Consider the following 19,748-nt stretch of genomic DNA (forward strand, 5'->3'; position numbering starts at 1 on the left):
GCCGTTTCGATTCAGTTCAATTCGACTGGATCAGGCCCGACACGGCTGTCGGTGTTCAGCGCTGCGATGGCCGCTGACTCGTCGGCATCGAGTGCGAAGTCGAAGATTGCGGCGTTGTCGCGCATGCGTGCAGGCGTGACCGACTTCGACAGAACGGTGTGACCCTGTTCGAGATGCCAACGCAGAATTATCTGTGCCGGGCTCTTGCCTTGTGCTGCAGCAATTTTCCCGATGGCCGGGTCGTCGAGGATGGTTCCCTGTCCCAATGGGCTCCAAGCCTCGATTTCGATGCCGCGACTTCGCGCGTACTCCCGTGACGCGTGCTGTTGCAGTCTGGGGTGCAATTCGATCTGGTTGACGGCCGGGGTGATCGAGCTGTGCTCGGCCAGCAGTTCGAGGTGCTCGGGCAGGAAGTTGGACACGCCGATCGCACGGGTGCGGCCGGAGGCGAGAATTTGCTCTAATGCCGCCCAGGTCTCGACGAACAGGCCCTTTGCCGGCGCGGGCCAGTGAATCAGATAGAGGTCGACGTAGTCGAGTCCGAGCTTGTCGAGGCTGGTGTCGAAAGCGGCGAGTGTTCGGTCGTGGCCCTGATCGTCATTCCACAGCTTGGTGGTGACGAACAGCTCTGACCTAGGGATATCCGAACCTGCGATGGCGCGGCCGACTCCGGCTTCATTTCCGTAGATCGCGGCCGTGTCGATGTGGCGGTAGCCGATCTCGAGAGCTGCGGCAGTGACCTCTTCGGTCTGTGCGTCCGGTACCTGGAAAACGCCGTACCCGAGTTGCGGGATGGTGATCGGCTCGCCGGTGGTTCCGTGAGTCAGTGTGCGGTCGGGGATCGACAACATTGAAGAGTGCCTTTCGGGACTGGGATGTGGCAGCTCGACGGGGGATCATGTCATCCGCGGGCCACCTATGCCGCGCATGCAACTATTGCGTGCGCCTGATAAATAGTTGCACACGCGGGTTGTCTGCGCAAGCAGAGTCGATCGGCTACTCCTCGAAGAGCTGTCCGTTCTCCATTCGCCACCGGCGCGTGCTTCGGGTGGACTGCAGCATGCGTCGATCGTGAGTGACCAGAAGGAGGGTTCCCTCGAACGACTCCATTGCCTGCTCGAGCTGTTCGATCGCCGGAAGGTCGAGATGGTTCGTCGGCTCGTCCAGTACCAGTAGGTTCACGCCGCGAGCCTGGAGCAAAGCAAGTGCAGCCCTTGTTCTCTCGCCGGGGGACAGGGAAGCGGCAGATCTGAGTACGTGGTGTCCGCGCAGGCCGAACTTGGCGAGGAGAGTGCGGACATCGGCATCGGGCCAGTCCGGAACCTGCGCACCGAAGGCCTCCACGACTGGTTGATCACCTTCGAACAATCCACGCGCCTGATCGATCTCACCGATCGCGACACCGGAACCCAGCGACGCGATGCCCTCGTCCGGGACGAGTTTGCCGAGCAGGACGTTCAGGAGGGTGGTCTTGCCTGCCCCGTTCGCGCCCGTGACGAGAATCCGATCACCCCAGTCGATCTGCGTCGTGACCGGACCGAACGTGAACTGACCGCGAGTTACCTTGGCGCCGTTCGTGGTCGCGACAACGGATCCGGACCGCGGCGCCGCCGCGATCTCCATACGAAGTTCCCACTCCTTGCGCGGTTCCTCGACCACTTCGAGTCGCTCGATGCGGCGTTGAGTCTGGCGGGCTTTCGCGGCTTGCTTCTCCGTCGACTCGGTCCGCAATCCGCGTCCGATCTTGTCGTTGTCCTTGGCTTTACGACGCGCGTTGCGGACGCCGTGTTCCATCCAGTTGCGCTGCATCTGTGCGCGATCTTCGAGATCGGAGCGGGTGCCTGCGTATTCCTCGAACGCCTCGCGTGCGTGCTGGCGGGCGATCTCGCGTTCGGCGAGGTACGACTCGTAGCCGCCGTCGTACACGGCGATGTCCTGTTGTGCCAGATCGAGTTCCACGATTCCGGTGACGGTGCGCGAGAGGAACTCGCGATCATGGCTCACGACAACCAGTGCTGCGCGCGTCTCGGCGACAAATCGCTCCAACTGCTCGAGACCGCGTAGGTCGAGATCGTTGGTGGGCTCGTCCAACAAGAGAATGTCGTAGCGCGAAAGCAACAGTGACGCGAGGCCGGCGCGCGCGGCCTGACCGCCGGACAATGCCGTCATGTGAGCATCGAGTGGAACTCCGAGACCGAGTTCTTCGACCACCTTCTCGGCGCGCTCGAGCAGGTCGGCGCCGCCGAGAGCGAGCCAGCGTTCGAGAGCCGGGGAGTACAGATCCTCTTCGGCTTCGGCCAGGGTTTCGGCTGCGGCGTTCATGACTTCCTCGGCGTGGGCGACGCCGGTGCGGCGGCCGAGGAACTCGAGGACGGTCTCACCCTCGATGCGATCGGGTTCCTGCGCGAGGTAACCGACCGCAGCATCCGGCGGGCTGAGGATGATCGAACCTTCGACGTCGGCAGTTCCGATTCCGGCCAGTGCGGTGAGAAGCGTCGACTTGCCGGCGCCGTTCGCGCCGACGAGGCCGATGACGTCGCCGGGGGCAACGGTGAGGTCGAGGTCGGAGAACAGGGTGCGTTCTCCCCGGGAAGCAGAGAGGCCGCTGATGCGTAGTGTTGCAGTCACCTGAGAAGTATCCCCGGTGCTGTGCGCCTTTATTAACCGCGGGCGGTTAATAAAGGCGCACAGCAGTCAGCCACGGACCAGGTGATACCAGCACGGATGTGCCGCACGGACCGGAAGTGGCGATTCACTCACGTCCGCGGCCATGCTCGAGGCCATCGACCAACCGTCGAATGCTCGCATGACGTCCTCCTCCGAGACGCCGTGTGGCATCGGCCAACGGTGCCCCGGTCCGAATGCGAACATCACCATGGACGCCCCGGGTGCGGTGATCGCGTTGACCGACCTCCCGTAGTCCCGTCGTTGATGATCGGTGAGCCCGTGAAAACAGCCGATGTCGAGCACCAGCATGTGCCCGCCGTCGACAGCAATGTGCAGGTCTGCCGCGTCCTCGTGGAGGAACCGGACGTCGACGTGTGCTTCACGCGCGTGTATGCGCGCTTTGTCCAGCGGTTCCTGTTCGGCGTCGACGCCGGTGACGTGCCAACCGCGTTGCGCCAGCTCGATGGAATGGCGTCCGGTGCCGCAACCGATATCGAGTGCACGGCCACCTTCCGGGACGGGAATCGCATCCAGAAGGCCGGACAGTTGAGCGTCGAACCCGTGCCCGGTGTGCTCCCACGGAGTGACACCGACCTTGTAGGCGAGACGATATGAAAGATTCATCGCTCTCTCTTTTCTCGAGGCGATTCCAATACTTGTCTTCCAAGGTAGACCGGCATTTCGGGCGGTACAAGGGCACTGCCCGGAGGTTCGGCGGGGAATGCCTCCCGGCCCTCGCGCGTTGGATCCATATATGACCGAGACCAACGATGTGACCTCTGTACCGACCATTGTTCTGAACGACGGTAAGACGATCCCCGCACTCGGATTCGGTGTGTTCCAGGTTCCGGACGACGAGACGCAGGAGGCCGTCTCCACAGCCCTGAAGACCGGCTACCGCAGTATCGACACCGCCAAGATCTACGGCAACGAGGTGGGCGTCGGCCGCGCGATCGCCGAATCCGGCATCGCCCGCGAAGACCTCTACATCACGACAAAACTGTGGAACGACGACCAAGGCTACGACTCGACGCTTGCGGCATTCGACGCCAGCCTCGACAAGTTGGGTCTCGAGTACCTCGACCTGTACCTGATCCACTGGCCGGTTCCGTCCAAGGACCTGTACGTCGAGACGTTCAAGGCATTCCAGAAGCTCAAGGCCGACGGACGGGTTCGATCCATCGGTGTCTCCAACTTCACCATCGAGAACCTCGAGCGTGTCATCGGTGAAACCGGTGAGGTGCCGGTCCTCAACCAGATCGAGCTTCACCCCAAGTTCAACCAAGCCGAACTGCGCGCCTTCCACACCGGCAAGGGAATCGCGACGGAAGCGTGGAGCCCGCTCGGACAGGGAACCGTTCTCGGCGACCCCGTCATCACCGCTATCGCCGACGCTCATGGCGTCACCGCGGCTCAGGTGATCATTCGCTGGCACCTGCAGATCGGAAACGTGGTGATTCCGAAGTCGGTGACCCCCGAACGTATCGCCGCCAACTTCGATGTCTTCGGATTCGAACTGACACCGGAACAGATCAACGCGATCGGTGCTCTCGACGACCCGGCCGGCCGCATCGGCCCCGACCCGGTCACGCTCGGCAGCTAGTACTTCCGGCAGACCCACAAACGGCACTCCCACAATTGCGGGAGTGCCGTTTTGTCGTGCGAGGTCAGTTCAGGTGTGTGCGATGTTCTGCGGTGAATGCGATGTGCTCGTCCGCGCGTCCGGTGCGGAGCTTCTCGACCCACTCGGGATCGGCGAGCAGCGCGCGCCCGATGGCAACCATGTCGAATTCACCCCTCTCGTACTGAGCTTCGAGACGCTCCAGTCCGGTGACAGCAGATGCAGCTTCGCCGGTGAATGCCGTCGTGAACACGGAATCGAGTCCGACCGAACCGACGGTGATGGTCGGCAACCCGGTCAGCTTCTTCGTCCAACCGGCGAGGCCGAGTGTGCCGTCTTCACCGTCGAGTTCAGCGAATGCCGGTTCCCAATGACGCCTCGTGGACGGATGCAGAACGTCGACGCCGGCGTCGACCAGGGGAGTGAGGATGCGGCCGAGTTCTGCCGGGCTCTGGGCGATACGAGCGTCGTAATGGCCGGACTTCCACTGCGAGAATCGGTAGACGATCGCGAACTCGTCCCCGACGGCCTCTCGGATTGCGGCGACGACCTCGGCCGGGAAACGGGTGCGGGCCTCGAGTGATCCGCCGTAGCCGTCGGTTCGGACATTGGTTCCCGCCCAGAGAAATTCGTCGAGCAGGTAGCCATGTGCTCCGTGCAACTCGAGACCGTCGAACCCGGTGTTCTTCGCGTTGAGTGCGGCGTCGACCCACGACTGCTTCAAGTCGTCGAGGTCAGAGGTGGTGAATTCTCGTCCCAGGCGGGTGCCGTCCAGTGCCAGGCCGGAGGGGCTGACGGTTTCGACCTCGGGGTTCAGGCGTGAGTTCTCGCCGCGTTCGACTCCGAGGTGCCACAGCTGAGGAATGATCGATCCGCCTTCGGCGTGGACGGCGTCGACGACCGACTTCCAGCCACCCAGGCTCGAATCGCCGTAGATGCGCGGTACGCGGGTGTGCGGGCCGGCTGCCGGGTCCGGGATGTACGTGCCTTCGGTGATGATCAAGCCGACACCCCCTGCTGCGCGACGACGGTAGTACTCGGCTACGTCGGCGCCGGGGATTCCGTCCGGCGAGAAGGCGCGCGTCATCGGGGCCATGGCGAAACGGTTACGCAACGAGAGTGATTTGACCTCGAAAGGCTCGAAGAGGCCGCGCAACGCGGAGGCCTCGGGTGCTGTCGATGTGTCGGGAAGAGTCACGGGTTTGTTCAACGCGGCGGACCCTCGACCTATTCCGCCGCCTGACTTTATCTCACCGAAATCTGCAAAAGGTTGCGTACGTTCGGTTTTCGATAGTTGCTCACGTCGGCCACACTTAGTTTGTGCATTAACTATTAACATGCGATATGGTCGTGCGGAAAGTTCTTGAGGCGGTATCGAGCACGAAAGAGGACGCGCGAGCATGACGACAACGGTGCCGGACGAGCGGACCGGAGAGTTGGAGCCGATTCCGGAGCGGCCGTACCCGAAGCGCCGTGATCCCAAGGGGTCGTGGATGTTCGACATGATCAAGACCACCGATCACAAGAAGATCGGGATCATGTACATGATCACGGCTTTCGTGTTCTTCCTGATCGGCGGCCTGATGGCCCTGTTCATGCGTGCGGAACTGGCTGTCCCCGGGATGCAGTTCCTCTCGAACGAGCAGTTCAACCAGTTGTTCACCATGCACGGCACGATCATGTTGCTGCTGTACGCGACGCCCGTCGTTTTCGGCTTCGCGAACTACATACTTCCGCTGCAGATCGGTGCCCCGGACGTGGCGTTCCCGCGTCTGAACGCATTCGGATTCTGGCTCTTCACTTTTGGTGGTCTCATCGTTCTCGGCGGATTCCTCACGCCGGGCGGCGCTGCCGACTTCGGTTGGACCGCGTACACCCCGTTGTCGGGCGCGGTGCACAGTCCCGGCGTCGGCGCCGACCTGTGGGTCTTCGGTCTGACGGTCGGTGGCCTCGGCACCATTCTCGGTGCGGTCAACATGATCACCACCGTGATCTGCCTGCGCGCACCAGGTATGACGATGTTTCGGATGTCCATCTTCACGTGGAACATCTTCATCACCAGCATTCTGATCTTGATGGCGTTCCCGCTCTTGACCGCTGCGTTCATGGGTCTGTTCGTCGACCGTCATCTCGGTGGGCACATCTTCGACCCGGCGTCGGGTGGAGTTCTGTTGTGGCAGCACCTGTTCTGGTTCTTCGGTCACCCCGAGGTGTACATCATCGCGCTGCCGTTCTTCGGCATCGTCTCGGAGATCTTCCCGGTCTTCAGCCGTAAGCCGATCTTCGGGTACACCGGATTGGTCTATGCGACACTGGCGATTTCAGCTCTGTCGATCGCGGTGTGGGCTCACCACATGTACGCGACGGGTGCTGTTCTCCTGCCGTACTTCTCGTTCATGACGTTCCTGATCGCCGTGCCGACAGGTGTGAAGATCTTCAACTGGATCGGCACGATGTGGAAGGGGCAGTTGACCTTCGAGTCGCCGATGCTGTTCTCGGTCGGCTTCTTGATCACCTTCCTCTTCGGTGGTCTGTCGGGTGTCATTCTCGCGAGCCCGCCGATCGACTTCCATGTCACCGACACGTATTTTGTCGTCGCCCACTTCCATTACGTGGTCTTCGGTACGGTCGTGTTCGCCACGTACGCCGGTATCTACTTCTGGTTCCCGAAGATGACCGGTCGCATGATGGACGAGCGTCTCGGCAAGTGGCACTTCTGGACCACGTTCGTCGGTTTCCACGGCACGTTTCTCGTTCAGCACTGGCTCGGCGGCGAGGGGATGCCGCGTCGCTATGCCGACTACCTGCCCTCGGACGGGTTCACGGTGCTGAACTCGGTGTCCACGATCTTTGCCTTCGTGCTCGGTGCCTCGACGCTTCCGTTCATCTGGAACGTTTTCAAGAGCTACCGCTACGGCGAAGTTGTCACCGTCGACGATCCGTGGGGTTACGGAAACTCGCTGGAGTGGGCAACCACCTGCCCGCCGCCGCGTCACAACTTCACCGAGTTGCCGCGCATCCGCAGTGAGCGTCCGGCGTTCGAGCTGCACTACCCGCACATGGTGGAGCGAATGAGGGCCGAAGCGCACGTGGGTCTCACCGGGCAACCCACGTCGACGTTGGAGAAGAGTGACGATCATCGCCAGATTGATTAGTGCAATAATAGTTGCTGCACTAATTAATCTGATAACATCGGATTCATGACGACGAAGGCTCCGCAGACGCAGATGGATGATCCGCTGGCTCTCGACCGGCAGGTGTGCTTTGCACTTGCGGTCGCGAACCGGGCGGTGCTGTCCGTCTACCGGCCACTGCTCGAGCCGATGGGCCTCACGCATCCCCAGTACCTGGTGATGCTGGCACTGTGGGGAAAGTCGCCGATGGCGGTCAAGGAAATCGGGCAGGCACTGCAACTCGATTCGCCGACGCTGTCGCCGCTCCTCAAGCGACTCGAGGCGTCCGGGCTGATCACGCGAACCCGTAGCCGCGCCGACGAACGGCAACTGGACGTGGACCTCACCGAAGCCGGTGTGGCACTGCGCGCGGAGGCGGAGAAGATCCCGCCGGCGGTTGTCGCGAAGCTCGGCGTCAGCCTCGCCGAACTCGAAGAACTCCACAACGTTCTGACGCGGGTCAACGAGGCCGCGCTCCGCGCCGGAGCCTTGGACCAATGAGAGAAATGTGATGACTGCATCCGAAAGAAACGTGATGACTGCGTCAGTACCGTCGATGCGTACCGAACAGGTGACTTCCGTGACTTCCAAAAAGCAACGTACGAGCCCGAATCCTCTTCAGTGGTTGGGTTATTCAGTGGGGCGCAAACTGCCCGATTCGATGCAGGACTGGGTACGAAACGACCTGATCGGTGACTGGGCCGTGCCGCGTCACCTGATCCGAAGCATGGTGCCGTTCATTCCAGTGTTCGCGGCCTTCATGCTCTTCCCCGGACCGTGGGCCCTGCGGGCATCGATGGTGCTGCTCGGAGTGCTTCTGGCACTGTTCTATTCGGTCTCCTACATGGCTCAGAACAGGTCGCGTCGCCTCGAGCGTCACGGTTTGCCTTCCGACCTCGAGAACCCGAAGAAGATCTCGCGCCACGACGCCGAGAAGGCCGCCTACGAGAAGTTGCACGGCGGCCCCGCGACGTAGACACCTCGGTCACAAGCCGTGGAGGGCGCTGCCGCCGTTCAACTCGCAGACGCGTTGCTCCACGGTCGCCGAGAAGCCCCCTTCCGGCTCGGTCGAACGAAGAGCCGATTCGACATCTTGCTCGACCAGATATCCGTTGATCGCGATTGCCGCGGTCGAACCTGCCGCCGCAGCATTGATTACCTGGGCGCGAGGGTCGACGACGTTGCCGGCGCCCCAGATACCAGGAACACTGGTGGCGCCGGAACGATCGACAGCCACGAATCCCGTGGGGCTGGTTTTGCAGCCGAGTCGCGTCAGATGTGCGTCGTTCGGAACGAAACGCGGCGCAACGAACAGTGCTGAGCGCGCAACAAGTTGGCCGTTGTCGAGTTCGACGGCTTTCAGTTTGCTTTTCTCGCAGACCAATCCAGATACCGATCCGTCGGCAACCGTCACTCCTCGGGCAGCCAGTCGCGCGCGTTCGTCGGGGGTGAGCGAGATCTTGTCGGGGAAGAACGTCACATCCGACGACCACTGTCGGAGTAGAAAGGCCTGGTGAAGTGACATCTCGCGAGCGTCGCCGCCGAGAACGCCGATCGGTTGGTCGCTGATCTCGTACGCATGGCAGTACGGGCAATGGAGCACGCTTTGTCCCCAAAGCTCCTGGATGCCTGGTATTTCCGGGAGTGAATCCCGTAGACCGGTGGCAACCAGCACAGTACGAGTTTCGAGCGTCGTGCCTCCTGAAAGTTCGACGACAAAGCCGGGTTCGATACCGCGCCAGGAGATGTCGACTACGTCATCTTGTGTCAATTCCACTCCGTACGTCTGCAATTCGCTGCGTCCGACGGCGAGCAACTCACGTGGCGCCATGCCGTCGCGCGAGAGGAAGCCGTGCATGTGTGCTGCCGGTGCGTTGCGCGGTTTGCCGGAATCGATGACGGCGACCGAGCGCCGAGCACGACCCAACACCAGGGCTGCGCTGAGTCCGGCGGCGCCACCGCCGACGATCACGGCGTCGAGGATCTCAGTTTCAGTGTGTGTTCGCATGAGCACAGATTGCTCGCGGAGGGGGTTCTTCAGCAACTAATGTTGCCATTTCTGGGAATCGTCGTCAGACTCGGCACCATGAATGTCAACGGTCCGCACATCGATGCCGCCATCTCGCAGATCGGCGCGCGCCTCAAACGCATTCGTACACAGAGGAACGTCACGCTCACAGCGCTGTCCGAGTCCACCGGTATTTCGAAGAGCACCCTGTCGAGGCTCGAAGCGGGGGAGCGTCGCCCGAGCTTGGAGTTGCTGCTTCCGATCGCGCTTGCCCACCAAGTGCCGTTGGACCAACTGGTGGCGGCACCGCAGGTCGCCGATCCACGCATCCAGAGTGCGCCTCGAAGCGTCAGTGGGCGAACGGTATTGCCGCTGACTCGGCAACCGGGTGGGTTGCAGGCATTCAAGATGACCATCCCGGCAAGCCAGACGGAACCGGATCCCCAAGTGCACGACGGCTACGAATGGCTGTACGTGTTGTCGGGGAGGTTGCGGTTGGTGTTGGCCGATCACGACATCGTGATGGGTACGGGTGAAGCTGCTGAATTCGACACCCGAAACCCGCATTGGTTCGGCAGTGACGGGCGCGGCCCGGTCGAGGTACTGAGTCTGTTCGGCCCCCAAGGAGAACGCATCCACGTTCGGGCCAGGCCTTCGGCGAAGTGACGGACAGTCATACTTTCATTCGATGCTGCCGGAAGCGAAGAGGACAGTGAGGGTCTGTGCGAATCGAAATTGACGACCTGAGTCGGGATGCGGTCCGTGCTCTACTCACCGAACATCTCGCCGACATGCACGCGACCTCGCCCTCGGACAGCGTTCACGCGCTGGACGTCACGGGGCTGATGGATATCTCTGTGACCATGTGGACGCTGTGGAGCGAAGGTGACGAGTTACTCGGTTGCGTCGCGCTCAAGGAACGGTCGTCGGCGGGCGGCGAGATCAAGTCGATGCGAACGTCATCGGCAGCAAGGGGGCGTGGCGTGGGAACGCGACTTCTTCAACACGTCGTGGACGAGTCGAGACAACGAGGTTACCGGCAACTCGAATTGGAGACCGGTACGCAAGAGTTCTTCGATCCAGCTCGCCGGTTGTACGCGAAATTCGGGTTCGTGCCTTGTCCACCGTTCGGGAACTACCGCGAAGACCCGAACAGCGCATTCTTCGTTCTCACCTTGTGAGCAGCTCGCACGCTACAGCATCTTTGCTGTGATGCGTCGTACTGCACTGTCGGAGTCCATGATTGCGGTGTCGAGCACCAGCCGTTCCGTAGTCCACGGCTCGTAGTCTCGATCCAGAATTTCCTGCCACGTCGGTAGTACGAGATCCGGGATGTCGACGACTCGCCGTTCAGCGCGTCTGCGATGCTCGCCGGGATCCGAACAGATGACCTCGACACCGAGCAGGCGCGCCGAATTATGTTGTGCGGTAGCGGACCAGGCGTCTCGTGTCGCCTCGACGGGGTTGACGCATTCGACCACGACCGAAAGTCCGAGTCGCAATTGTTCGGCGGCGAGCGCGTACCCGGTGATGTATCCGGCGGTCCCGGACCCGTCAGCGATACCGCTGCGGATCAGCGCCTGTTCGATGGTATCGATCCGCACGAAGGGGATTTGGTGACGCTGCGCAAGCGCCCGCGCGATCGTCGACTTGCCGGTGGCCGGCAAACCACCGATCACGACGAGCGTTGCGCGAGTCGATGGCTGGGGGTTGTGTCCGGCATCCACCATCCCCGAAATGTACGGGGCGTTGTCGATTTACGTGAACTCGCCCCGTACTCGCCCCGTACTCGCTCAGTTCGAGATCGCGAACTCTCGTGCTTCGAACGCCAGATCGTCGGCGGCGGATTCCATTCGTGCCGTCGCGCGGTTGGGTGCTGTCAGCACTGCGACAATCGGAACTGCCAACGCCAGCAGGCCGAGAACGAAGACAGGGAAGAGGAACGAGAACACTTCGAGTCCCTGTGGCGCCGGGGCTGCCGCGTCGTGAACAACCTCGACAGCGGCCATTCCGGTGTAGTGCATACCGACGACAGCGATGCCCATGATGATTCCGGCGACAAAACGCAGAATCGTGGACTCGAGCACCATGGTGAACCACAGTGCAGCGGTTCCGGCGACGACTGCGATGAGAACCGACAGTGCAACGAAGAGCAGGTCGTAGTGGATCTCGCCCTGAAAGCGCAAGGCGCGCATACCCGTGTAATGCATGATGTTCACGGCGAGACCGGTTACCACGCCCCCGATCAGAAGCCGCGTCCAGCGAAATTCGGTCCCGATGATCAGCAGGCCGACAAACACGGCCCCTACTGAGATGATCGCGGAGATCACGGTCCATCCGAGGTTGTATCGAATGGGACTGCCGGGGACCGCGAAGCCGAGCATGGCGATGAAATGCATGAGCCAGATGGCGACGCCACCGATCGACAAGGCAGCCATGGCGAGCCATCGCATGCGTGTGGCGGTTGTCGTCGCGGACGCTGAATGCCTGGTGCACGCCAGGCCGACTACCGACCCGACCACGGACACGACGTAGGCGAGTCCGAGCAGCCAGATTCCCATCGAGAAATGGTGCATTTCATCCGACATGCCAGTTCCTTTCGGCGACGATTCGCATCTGGTGATTCATCTAGACGACTGCTTCAGCTGCAAGTCGTTCGAGGGAGTATTCGGTGACGGCGATCAGCGCGCGTTTGGCCGATTCGCGGTTTCGGGCGTCGATCTCGATCATGGGAACCCGGTTGGGTAGAGCCAACGCCTGGCGGAGATCGCTCGCCGAATGGATTGGTGCGCCGTCGAAACGGTTGACCGCCACGATGAACGGGAGGCCTCGCGCCTCGAAGAAGTCGACTGCGGCGAAGCTGTCTTCCAGGCGACGCGTGTCGACCAGAATGACCGCACCGATCGCACCGGTGATCAGGTCGTCCCACATGAACCAGAAGCGGCGCTGTCCCGGGGTTCCGAACAGATAGAGGACCAGGTCGTCGGCGAGAGTGATGCGCCCGAAGTCCATCGCGACCGTCGTGGTGCTCTTGTCGGGAGTGGATCCGAGATTGTCGATACCGTCGCTGGCGTCGGTGACCATGGCCTCCGTGCGAAGGGGGACGATTTCGGAGACGGTCCCCACAAGTGTTGTCTTGCCAACACCGAAACCCCCGGCGATCACGATTTTTGTCGATTTCACGCGAGACGATGAGTCAGAGTGCCCGAAGTCCACTGAGGGTCCTTTCGATCAGTTCGCGTCGCTCGACTCGAGATGCGTCGCTTCGCAGAGTGGCATGTATTTCCAGTGATCCGGCTACTACGAGGTCGGCGACCAGTACCCGCACGACTCCGATCGGAACACCCAGGTGGGCAGCGATCTCGGCAACCGAGATCCGCTGCTCGCAGAGTGCGACGATCGATGCACGAATATCCTGCGGTGCAAGATTGTTCGAGACCGCGTCTTCGATCGTCGCGATGATCGCTTCGAGTGGGAGGTCGATGGACGGCAGGGTCCGACCTTCGGTGAGCGCGTACGGCCGGACCAAGCTCGGTTCGGCGTCGTCGTACTCGGATTGATGGTGAGGCATCGAACTCAAATACCCTGCGATGTTCTCGGGGCAATGTCCATGGTGGTGCCGACGCGATCGACGAGAGTCGCCATTTCGTAACCGATCTGGCCGATGTCGCATCCGGCGACAGCGAGAGCAGCAAGGTAAGCGCCACTACCGACGCCCATGAGAAGCAGGTAGCCGTTCTCCATCTCGACGACGGACTGCATGACGGCTCCACCGTCGAAGAGGCGTGACGCCCCCGCGGACAGGCTGGCGAGTCCGGAAGTGACAGCGGCTAATTGATCGGCCCGATCGAGCGGAAGATGTGTGCTCGAGGCCGTCAACAACCCGTCGGCTGAGACGATGATCGCGTGACTCACACCCGGCACGTCTCGGGCAAAAGCCGATACCAGCCAGTCGAGTGCGCGGGGAGTCTCTTGGGCTCCGACAGTGTTCACTGTTCTCCTTCATCGTTGTGCAACATCGTGGACGATTCGAAAGACTGTCCGCCATCGGGCTGATGGTCGGCGGCGCGCCGACGCCCTCGTTGTACTCCGGATTGGTAACTGCTCCAACCACGTTGGACGTCCGCCGGATTGGATGCATGGCGCTGTGTCGTTCCACCTCTCCCGACTGCGCCGGGAACCAGGCGGGCTCCGCGGTCTCGAATGGGAAGTCCGGAATCGGCGATCTTGGTGACCGGCATCTCGAACGAGGTCCGAGCGGCCAGCCAGCCTTGATCCGCGTCGGTGGTCCACGCACTGCCGGTGGAAGCAGCTGACGTCTCCGCCGTCGGGTCCACGAGCCACTCGGACACCATCCGGGCGAAAATCGGCATCGTGGTCGGGGCAGCGAGTACGCCGTTCGAGTTGCCGTCTCCCGCGCCGTCAGCGCGCGCCGATGCGCGAGCAGAGAGCCCGTCACGGGTGCGCGAGGAGAAGAACGCCGCAGTGTTTGTCGGCGTCGGGGCTGAGAGCCGGTGCCGTGGCGGCGGGGTTGTCGACGGGTGTGGACCCACCGGGATCTCGGGACCCTGTGCCGGCGAGGTGAATTCCGGCGACGGAGTACGCACGGGAAGGGACGTCGATGCGCTTGTGCCTTCGGGATCGGGCAGAGGAGCGAAGGACGACACGGAGGTGGCGGGTGCAGCAGTGGTCGGAGTCGAGGTACTGACCGCCGGTACTCCACTTGTGCCCGGAGTGCGACGTGGCAACCCCGAAGGCGCTGTTGTCGTGGGAATGGATTGCGGTGTGATCGGGGCGAACGTCTCAGTCCGGTCGGTGCTGTTGCTGGGCGTTCGACGCGGGAGATCTGCGAAACTTCTGGTCGCAGGCTGCGGGGGTGCCAATTCGGTCGGGACGGGCTGTGACCAGGACGGTTCAGACGGTGCGGGCGGCGGAGTCCGATCGAGCGTGGGCACGGGTCCGGTTCGCGGCGTGCGGATCTCGGGTCCCCGAGAAGAATCGAGTATCGACGTCGGTAGGAGCACCGTTGCGGTGATGCCGCTGTGCGTCGACGACGTTGCCGTCGGGCGCAGGCGCACAGAGATGTTGTAGCGACGACTGATTCGGCTCACGACGAACAAACCCATGCGACGCGCTGTATCCGCGCTCATCTCGCCGCCGGCGGCGAGGCGCTCGTTGGCATCGAGGATATCGGCAGGCGACATGCCGATACCGAGATCTGCGATCTCGACGATCATGGAGCCGTCGATGGTGCGGGCAGCGTTGATGGAGACGGTGGTCTCCGGCGGGGAGTACCGCAGAGAATTGTCGAGCAGTTCAGCGATGAGGTGAACGACGTCCGGGGCAGCATGACCGGTGACGACTCCGGGCGGTATCTGCCCGAGTTCGACGCGTCGATATTCCTCGACGCCTGATACCGCCGCACGAAGGATATCGCCGAGAGCGACGGGGGCGGTTCTGGCGCGGCGTACATCGGTTCCGGCGAGAACCAACAAGTTGTCGCCGTTTCTACGCATTCTCGCGGCGATGTGGTCGAGCCGGAACAGATTCTCGAGGCGACGAGGGTCGTCTTCGTCCTGCTCCAACTGTTCGATCAAACCGAGTTGCTGGTCGACGAGGGACTTGTTACGCCTCGACAGCGTTTCGAACATGTCGTTGACCTGGCGCCGCAGGGTGGCCTGCTCGCCGGCCAGCGTGATGGCCTGACCGTGCATGTCGTCCACCGCGCGTGCAAGCTCGCCGATTTCCTCGTGGGTGCGGATCGGTACACGGGCGAAGTCGACGTCGTCGATACTGGCACCTGCGCGAATTCGTTCGATCGCGTCGGGGAGTCCGCGTCGTGCTGCTTGCAATGCGGCAAATCGCAGCCGACGGATCGGATCGATGAGCGATCGGCTGATGACGAGGGCGATGGCCAGTGCCAGCAGGACCGCGCCGAGCACGATTGCAGTGTCACGAAGTGCTGCGGTTCGTGCTGCATTGGATTCAGCGGTGACGGTATCGCCGAACTCGGTGACGGTGGTGTCGGTCAGGCTGTTGTACTGGTCGTTTCCGGATTTCAGATCGGTACCGACGCGGCTCCCCAGAGGAGAGGTCGACGGGGTTGATCCGAGTGCGTTGATCCGGTTCTGAGCGGAGTTGCTGAGGGTCCGGACGGTGTCGTTGCTCCCGTCGATGGCGAGAATGTTGTTCAGAGCGACCAGTTCGGCACCGGCGGCACTGACCATCGAGGTACGAGCCTGCTGGTCCGGATCACCTGAGCCGAAGAGGATTCGTTGTTCGGCCAGTGCTCGTCGCGCATCCCAGAGTGCTGAGAGTCGGCCACCCTCTTCGCGCAGCGCCGGACGCTGAGAATGCTCGACGACGCTGGTGAAGGTGCTCGAGAGTGCGCGAGAGACTTCGCCGACCCGCGAAACCAAGCGTGCGGGAGCCACCGCGCCGGCGGCGACCTCCTCCGTGATGGAACGGCTCTCTGCGAGCGCCGAAGTCACTTGGTCGTTGAGATCGTCGTCGGACTGGAACGCGCGCGCGGCGTCGACCAGTTGATCCATTGCGTCCGAAACCGCTTGTGTGGCGGGGCCGGTGTCAGTGCGTGCCGATGCGGCTTCGGCGAGCTCGTACAGCGCGGATTCGAGATTGATCGCGGCGGGCACAGCGAGGGCGCGCTCGGACGAGGAACTCAGCTGTGCGGCTTCTTCGAGTTCCGTCTGAACGCGAAGGGCTCCGAGGACGACGGCGACGATCATCGGCAATGCGAGAACGGCGATGACCTTCCATCCCAGGCGCCATTCGCCGATCGACCACCAAGAGGTTGTCGTGTGTGAATCGTGTTTCATGCGGAACATGGCCCCTTCACGTCAACCCCCCCGTGGGTCATTGCCCGAACCCCTTCGATCCGGTTTGACCAGAAGGGGTAGTTAGCTGAACGGTAACAGACTGTTCGCTGGCTCGCTACATCCCAGTTGGCTTCTTGGATCGCCGATGACTATATCCGGATTGTAAGGCCAGGTGAAAGGGTAACCGGACAAGTGCGGCGAATGGGATAGCCGGATAGTCCAATTTGGTAGCTCGGCGAGTAGTGCTGCCCGGGAATTCGCGGAACTCACGGCAAGCATCTGGCTCGTGTCCCGACATCGAGGACACGTCCGAACGAGGCGCACACGCATGTCAGAATGTGGAAACCGCACCGATGACCGAATTGAACTTGGAGCCATAGTGAGTGGAACTGCTCGCGACGCGTTGCGCGCGATCGCCGAACTGCTCGCCCCTGACAGCGCTGTTGTCATCGATCGTGTGACTCTCGCGATCGACCAACCGGAACGGTATGTCGAAGTACAGAACGAGTTGTACTCACAGACGCTCGAGAAGCCACACCCGGAAATGGCGTGGTTTGCTCTCGTCGACGCATTGCACGAACAAGAACGCCTGGTCTGGGTGGACTGGAACGAGGATGCTGCCGAGGTTCTGGGTCAGCTGCGAGTGCTCACGTCGGCGCCGGCGGGATCGTGGGAGTGGTCGGACAGTCTTGTCGTGGCCTTCGATCGAGCTGCCGGACTCGAATCGCTTCTCGCCCGTATCGGCGACAACATCACCGATACGGGCGTTTCACTTGCCTGGCTCGACAGCGACAGCGATACGTTTCTCCTCGCGCTCGTCCCGAGTGTTCACGGTGCAACGCTCGTCGAACTCGCGCTGGCAACCGGGCACTGCGTGCGCGTGTTCTAGAGTCTCAGCGTTTGCCGAGCAGGCGGCGCAATCCTTCGATTCGATCGCTCAGTCTGGGTGGCGTGCGCTCGGGATCCATCAGTGCATTTTCAGCGAGCACGTGGTCTTCGCCGTCGACTGTGTTCCGGTCGAATTCGCGCAGACTGCGAGCGTCGGAGGTCGCGAGAGCGCGAACCGTCGACAACAGTGACTGCTCGCCCAACGCGTCGTCGACTTCTTCCTCGGTGACGTCGAGGTGCTCGCTGAGTAGGCGGCGCCTCAATCCGATGATCGAGGCGCGCAACTCGACATCTGCGACGTCGTCGGATTCGACGGCGATGTCGCACTCGGTGTCGAAGCCCATCGAACGGTTGTTGAGATTCGACGACCCGATTCGCAGGAGGCGATCGTCCATCACGAGAACCTTGGCGTGTACGTAAATAGGTGCGCCAGAAGAGGTCACGGGATAAAATGCACCGAAACGGTCGTGGATATCGGCCGACCACAGCAAATGCAGCAGGTCGTGGCGTGCCCCGTCCATCGCCTTTTGTTCGAGCCATCCATCGGCATTGCGGGGAATGACCAGAACGATTTCCGGCCCGTCGGCCTCACGTAGACGCGCGGCAATCGCCTCGGCCAGCGTGCGTGATGCGAGGTACTGGCTTTCGATGTACAGCGTGTGTTCGGCGCCGGCGATGGCGGCGAGATACAGCGCCTCGATCTCACGAACCTCCGCGCGCTCGCCGAGTTCCGGCAATGTTCTGGCGACGGCTACGTCGACCACCCGCAAGGTGGGAGCCAAATTGACGGGCCACGGAGTCGCAGTGCTCTCGACCGGTGTCAGATCCTCGCCGGTTGCGGATTTCCAGCGTGCCCGCGCCAATTCGCCGATGGCCGCAGCCGCATTGCCGTCGACCGCCGTGGTTGCGTCATGCCAAGGGCCGTAACGCCTTCCGCTCGGCGTGATTCGATAATCGTTTCGGTCGACGTGATCCGAGGTGTCCCAGCGGTCCACAGTCATGTCGATGCCGCCGCAGAACGCCAGAGCGTCGTCGATGACGATGATTTTCTGATGGTGCGCCGCACCAACCGGGTGGGCGCCGTCGATCTCGAACCGTAGGCGCTCGTCGGTCAGCCAGTTGGACACGAAGACGGGAGTCATGCCGCGGCCGATTGCGGTGAACGCGCCGATGTTCCATTTGAGTACGAGGATTTCGAGGTCGGGTTTCTCGCGGACGAGCCAGCGGAGGAACATTCCCAACCGGTTGGGGCCGTCGAGAGTCTGCTCGCCTGGTTCGAGTTTGATGCGCGTGTCGAAGTCCCAGCCGATCAACATGATTCGCTTCTCAGCTTGCAGCATTGCGGACTTCGCATGATGAAAGTAGTCAGCGGCGTCGACGATGCAGGCAAGATTGTCCGCCGGTTCGATGCGCCAGCAGGTTTCGCCCGGAACAAGGATTCTGTTCATTCGCCGATTCCCAGGTACGCGGTCAGTTCGCGCGCTGCCGCTTGGCCGGCGCGGTTGGCTCCGATCGTCGACGACGACGGTCCGTATCCCACCAGGTGCACGCGAGGGTCGGCTTCGACCTGCGTGGCGAGGCGCCCGGTCATCGGGATTCCGCCACCCGGTCCGCGCAGGTGCAACGGCGCCAGGTGATCGAGTGAGCTACGAAAACCGGTGCACCACAAGATGACATCGGCGTCGGCGACGGTACCGTCGGCCCACTCCACGCCGTTCGGAAGAATTTCGGAGAACATCGGCAGTCGATTCATCACACCACGCTCACGTGCTGCCCGGATGGCAGGCGTTACCGGGAGGCCGGTCACCGAGACAACGGATCCCGGTGGCAGGCCGCGTCGTACACGATCTTCGACCATGGCAACCGCAGCGCGGCCGATGTCCGGCGTGAACGGCTCGTCGCGGAACTCGGGTTCGCGCCGCGTCACCCAGGTAGTGGTCGTGACGCGTGAGATCTCGTCGAGCAGTTGGACAGCCGAGATCCCGCCGCCGACCACGACGACATGTTTGCCTTCGAACTCGGCAGCGGTTCGATAGTCCTTCGTGTGCAGTTGTCGGCCACGGAACGACTCGGCCCCGCGATAGTGGGGGATGAAGGGCCGCTCCCAGGTCCCCGTCGCGTTGATCAAGCCTCGCGCCGCGAATACTCCCCGGTCGGTCTCGATCCGCAGGCGCTCTTCCCTCGGACACACCACTCGCGTGTGTACCGGGCGGTGGACGGGAAGTTCGAATTGCTTTTCGTACAGTTCGAAGTAGTGGGGGACCGCCACCGATGCAGGCACCTGTTCGGCGTCTGTACCGGTGGTTTCCGCGAAGGACATTCCCGGGAGGTCATGGACGCCGTTGACGGTGCTCAGTGTCAGGCTCGGCCAACGGAACTGCCACGCCCCGCCCGGCCCCGACGCATGATCGAGCACCACGAACCCCGATTCGGGCTCGATTCCGAACTTGCGCAGGTAGTACGCGGCGGAGAGTCCGGCCTGTCCGGCGCCGATCACCACCACGTCAACCGGGTGTGGTTGCTGTGCGGCAAGGTCGTCTGTACTCATCGGTAAT

General features: G+C 62.3%; 20 protein-coding genes. 7 read left to right on the forward strand and 13 right to left on the reverse strand.

Features of this window, described 5'->3' with window-relative positions:
• Positions 1-11: 11 nt before the first annotated feature.
• The 3 genes from ATN37_RS28560 to ATN37_RS28570 all read right to left on the reverse strand — a co-directional run bounded on the left by ATN37_RS28560 (position 12) and on the right by ATN37_RS28570 (position 3,291).
• Positions 12-851, reverse strand: a complete 840-nt coding sequence (locus ATN37_RS28560) for an aldo/keto reductase (protein ID WP_165639100.1) — start codon at positions 849-851, stop codon at positions 12-14.
• Between the two features lie 145 nt (positions 852-996).
• Entirely contained in the window at positions 997-2,628 is a 1,632-nt protein-coding gene (locus ATN37_RS28565) for an ABC-F family ATP-binding cassette domain-containing protein (RefSeq protein WP_030535395.1), read from the reverse strand.
• Between the two features lie 66 nt (positions 2,629-2,694).
• Positions 2,695-3,291: a class I SAM-dependent methyltransferase gene (locus ATN37_RS28570; protein WP_030535396.1), complete on the reverse strand. Its 597-nt coding sequence runs from the start codon at positions 3,289-3,291 to the stop codon at positions 2,695-2,697.
• A gap of 130 nt (positions 3,292-3,421) precedes the next feature.
• Between ATN37_RS28570 and ATN37_RS28575 the strand changes: the two genes are divergently transcribed.
• A complete protein-coding gene (locus tag ATN37_RS28575) occupies positions 3,422-4,270 on the forward strand; it encodes an aldo/keto reductase (protein WP_037128502.1) in 849 nt (282 codons plus the stop codon).
• Between the two features lie 64 nt (positions 4,271-4,334).
• Here the strand turns inward: ATN37_RS28575 and ATN37_RS28580 are convergent, their stop codons facing one another.
• On the reverse strand, positions 4,335-5,486 hold the full coding sequence (locus ATN37_RS28580; RefSeq protein ID WP_007733403.1) for an NADH:flavin oxidoreductase: 1,152 nt from the start codon (positions 5,484-5,486) through the stop codon (positions 4,335-4,337).
• 202 nt (positions 5,487-5,688) lie between these two features.
• Between ATN37_RS28580 and ctaD the strand changes: the two genes are divergently transcribed.
• From ctaD to ATN37_RS28595, 3 genes are read left to right on the forward strand one after another with little or no spacing between them, the layout of a single operon-like run.
• Positions 5,689-7,443: a cytochrome c oxidase subunit I gene (ctaD, locus tag ATN37_RS28585; RefSeq protein ID WP_020970441.1), complete on the forward strand. Its 1,755-nt coding sequence runs from the start codon at positions 5,689-5,691 to the stop codon at positions 7,441-7,443.
• A gap of 45 nt (positions 7,444-7,488) precedes the next feature.
• Positions 7,489-7,962, forward strand: a complete 474-nt coding sequence (locus ATN37_RS28590; protein ID WP_003939892.1) for a MarR family winged helix-turn-helix transcriptional regulator — start codon at positions 7,489-7,491, stop codon at positions 7,960-7,962.
• 55 nt (positions 7,963-8,017) lie between these two features.
• Positions 8,018-8,437: a DUF5313 family protein gene (locus ATN37_RS28595; RefSeq protein ID WP_042451127.1), complete on the forward strand. Its 420-nt coding sequence runs from the start codon at positions 8,018-8,020 to the stop codon at positions 8,435-8,437.
• A 9-nt stretch (positions 8,438-8,446) separates the two neighbouring features.
• Here ATN37_RS28595 and ATN37_RS28600 read toward each other — a convergent pair whose 3' ends face one another.
• Positions 8,447-9,475 carry an NAD(P)/FAD-dependent oxidoreductase gene (locus ATN37_RS28600; RefSeq protein ID WP_070160662.1) on the reverse strand — a complete coding sequence of 343 codons (1,029 nt, stop codon included), beginning with the start codon at positions 9,473-9,475 and terminating at the stop codon, positions 8,447-8,449.
• Positions 9,476-9,508: 33 nt separating this feature from the next.
• On the opposite strand from ATN37_RS28600, the gene ATN37_RS28605 reads away from it, so the two are divergent.
• Together ATN37_RS28605 and ATN37_RS28610 are read left to right on the forward strand one after the other, a co-directional pair.
• Positions 9,509-10,135, forward strand: coding sequence for a helix-turn-helix domain-containing protein (locus tag ATN37_RS28605; protein ID WP_007727793.1), 627 nt, complete (start codon positions 9,509-9,511; stop codon positions 10,133-10,135).
• A 56-nt stretch (positions 10,136-10,191) separates the two neighbouring features.
• Positions 10,192-10,650, forward strand: a complete 459-nt coding sequence (locus tag ATN37_RS28610) for a GNAT family N-acetyltransferase (protein ID WP_007727787.1) — start codon at positions 10,192-10,194, stop codon at positions 10,648-10,650.
• Positions 10,651-10,662: 12 nt separating this feature from the next.
• Here the strand turns inward: ATN37_RS28610 and ATN37_RS28615 are convergent, their stop codons facing one another.
• From ATN37_RS28615 to ATN37_RS28640, 6 genes are all read right to left on the reverse strand, one after another.
• Entirely contained in the window at positions 10,663-11,199 is a 537-nt protein-coding gene (locus tag ATN37_RS28615; protein ID WP_218695932.1) for an AAA family ATPase, read from the reverse strand.
• A 63-nt stretch (positions 11,200-11,262) separates the two neighbouring features.
• Complete coding sequence (locus ATN37_RS28620) at positions 11,263-12,057, reverse strand: MHYT domain-containing protein (protein ID WP_003939865.1); 795 nt, start codon at positions 12,055-12,057, stop codon at positions 11,263-11,265.
• 40 nt (positions 12,058-12,097) lie between these two features.
• Entirely contained in the window at positions 12,098-12,685 is a 588-nt protein-coding gene (locus ATN37_RS28625; protein ID WP_003940118.1) for an ATP/GTP-binding protein, read from the reverse strand.
• Positions 12,666-13,040, reverse strand: a complete 375-nt coding sequence (locus ATN37_RS28630; RefSeq protein WP_007727785.1) for a DUF742 domain-containing protein — start codon at positions 13,038-13,040, stop codon at positions 12,666-12,668. The genes ATN37_RS28625 and ATN37_RS28630 overlap by 20 nt, the downstream gene beginning before the upstream one ends.
• Before the next feature lie 5 nt (positions 13,041-13,045).
• Complete coding sequence (locus ATN37_RS28635) at positions 13,046-13,462, reverse strand: roadblock/LC7 domain-containing protein (protein WP_003940329.1); 417 nt, start codon at positions 13,460-13,462, stop codon at positions 13,046-13,048.
• Positions 13,459-16,305, reverse strand: coding sequence for an ATP-binding protein (locus ATN37_RS28640; RefSeq protein WP_233272327.1), 2,847 nt, complete (start codon positions 16,303-16,305; stop codon positions 13,459-13,461). Before ATN37_RS28640 ends, ATN37_RS28635 begins: the two co-directional genes overlap by 4 nt.
• Before the next feature lie 379 nt (positions 16,306-16,684).
• Here ATN37_RS28640 and ATN37_RS28645 point away from each other — a divergent pair, with 379 nt between their 5' ends.
• Entirely contained in the window at positions 16,685-17,194 is a 510-nt protein-coding gene (locus ATN37_RS28645; RefSeq protein ID WP_058037916.1) for a hypothetical protein, read from the forward strand.
• 4 nt (positions 17,195-17,198) lie between these two features.
• Here the strand turns inward: ATN37_RS28645 and ATN37_RS28650 are convergent, their stop codons facing one another.
• Together ATN37_RS28650 and ATN37_RS28655 are read right to left on the reverse strand one after the other, a co-directional pair.
• Positions 17,199-18,641, reverse strand: coding sequence for a phospholipase D-like domain-containing protein (locus tag ATN37_RS28650; protein ID WP_218695934.1), 1,443 nt, complete (start codon positions 18,639-18,641; stop codon positions 17,199-17,201).
• Positions 18,638-19,741, reverse strand: coding sequence for an NAD(P)-binding domain-containing protein (locus ATN37_RS28655; protein WP_218695936.1), 1,104 nt, complete (start codon positions 19,739-19,741; stop codon positions 18,638-18,640). The genes ATN37_RS28650 and ATN37_RS28655 overlap by 4 nt, the downstream gene beginning before the upstream one ends.
• Positions 19,742-19,748 lie beyond the last annotated feature (7 nt).

This window comes from Rhodococcus sp. MH15 (genome assembly GCF_019266045.1).
Taxonomy (GTDB): domain Bacteria; phylum Actinomycetota; class Actinomycetes; order Mycobacteriales; family Mycobacteriaceae; genus Rhodococcus_F; species Rhodococcus_F qingshengii.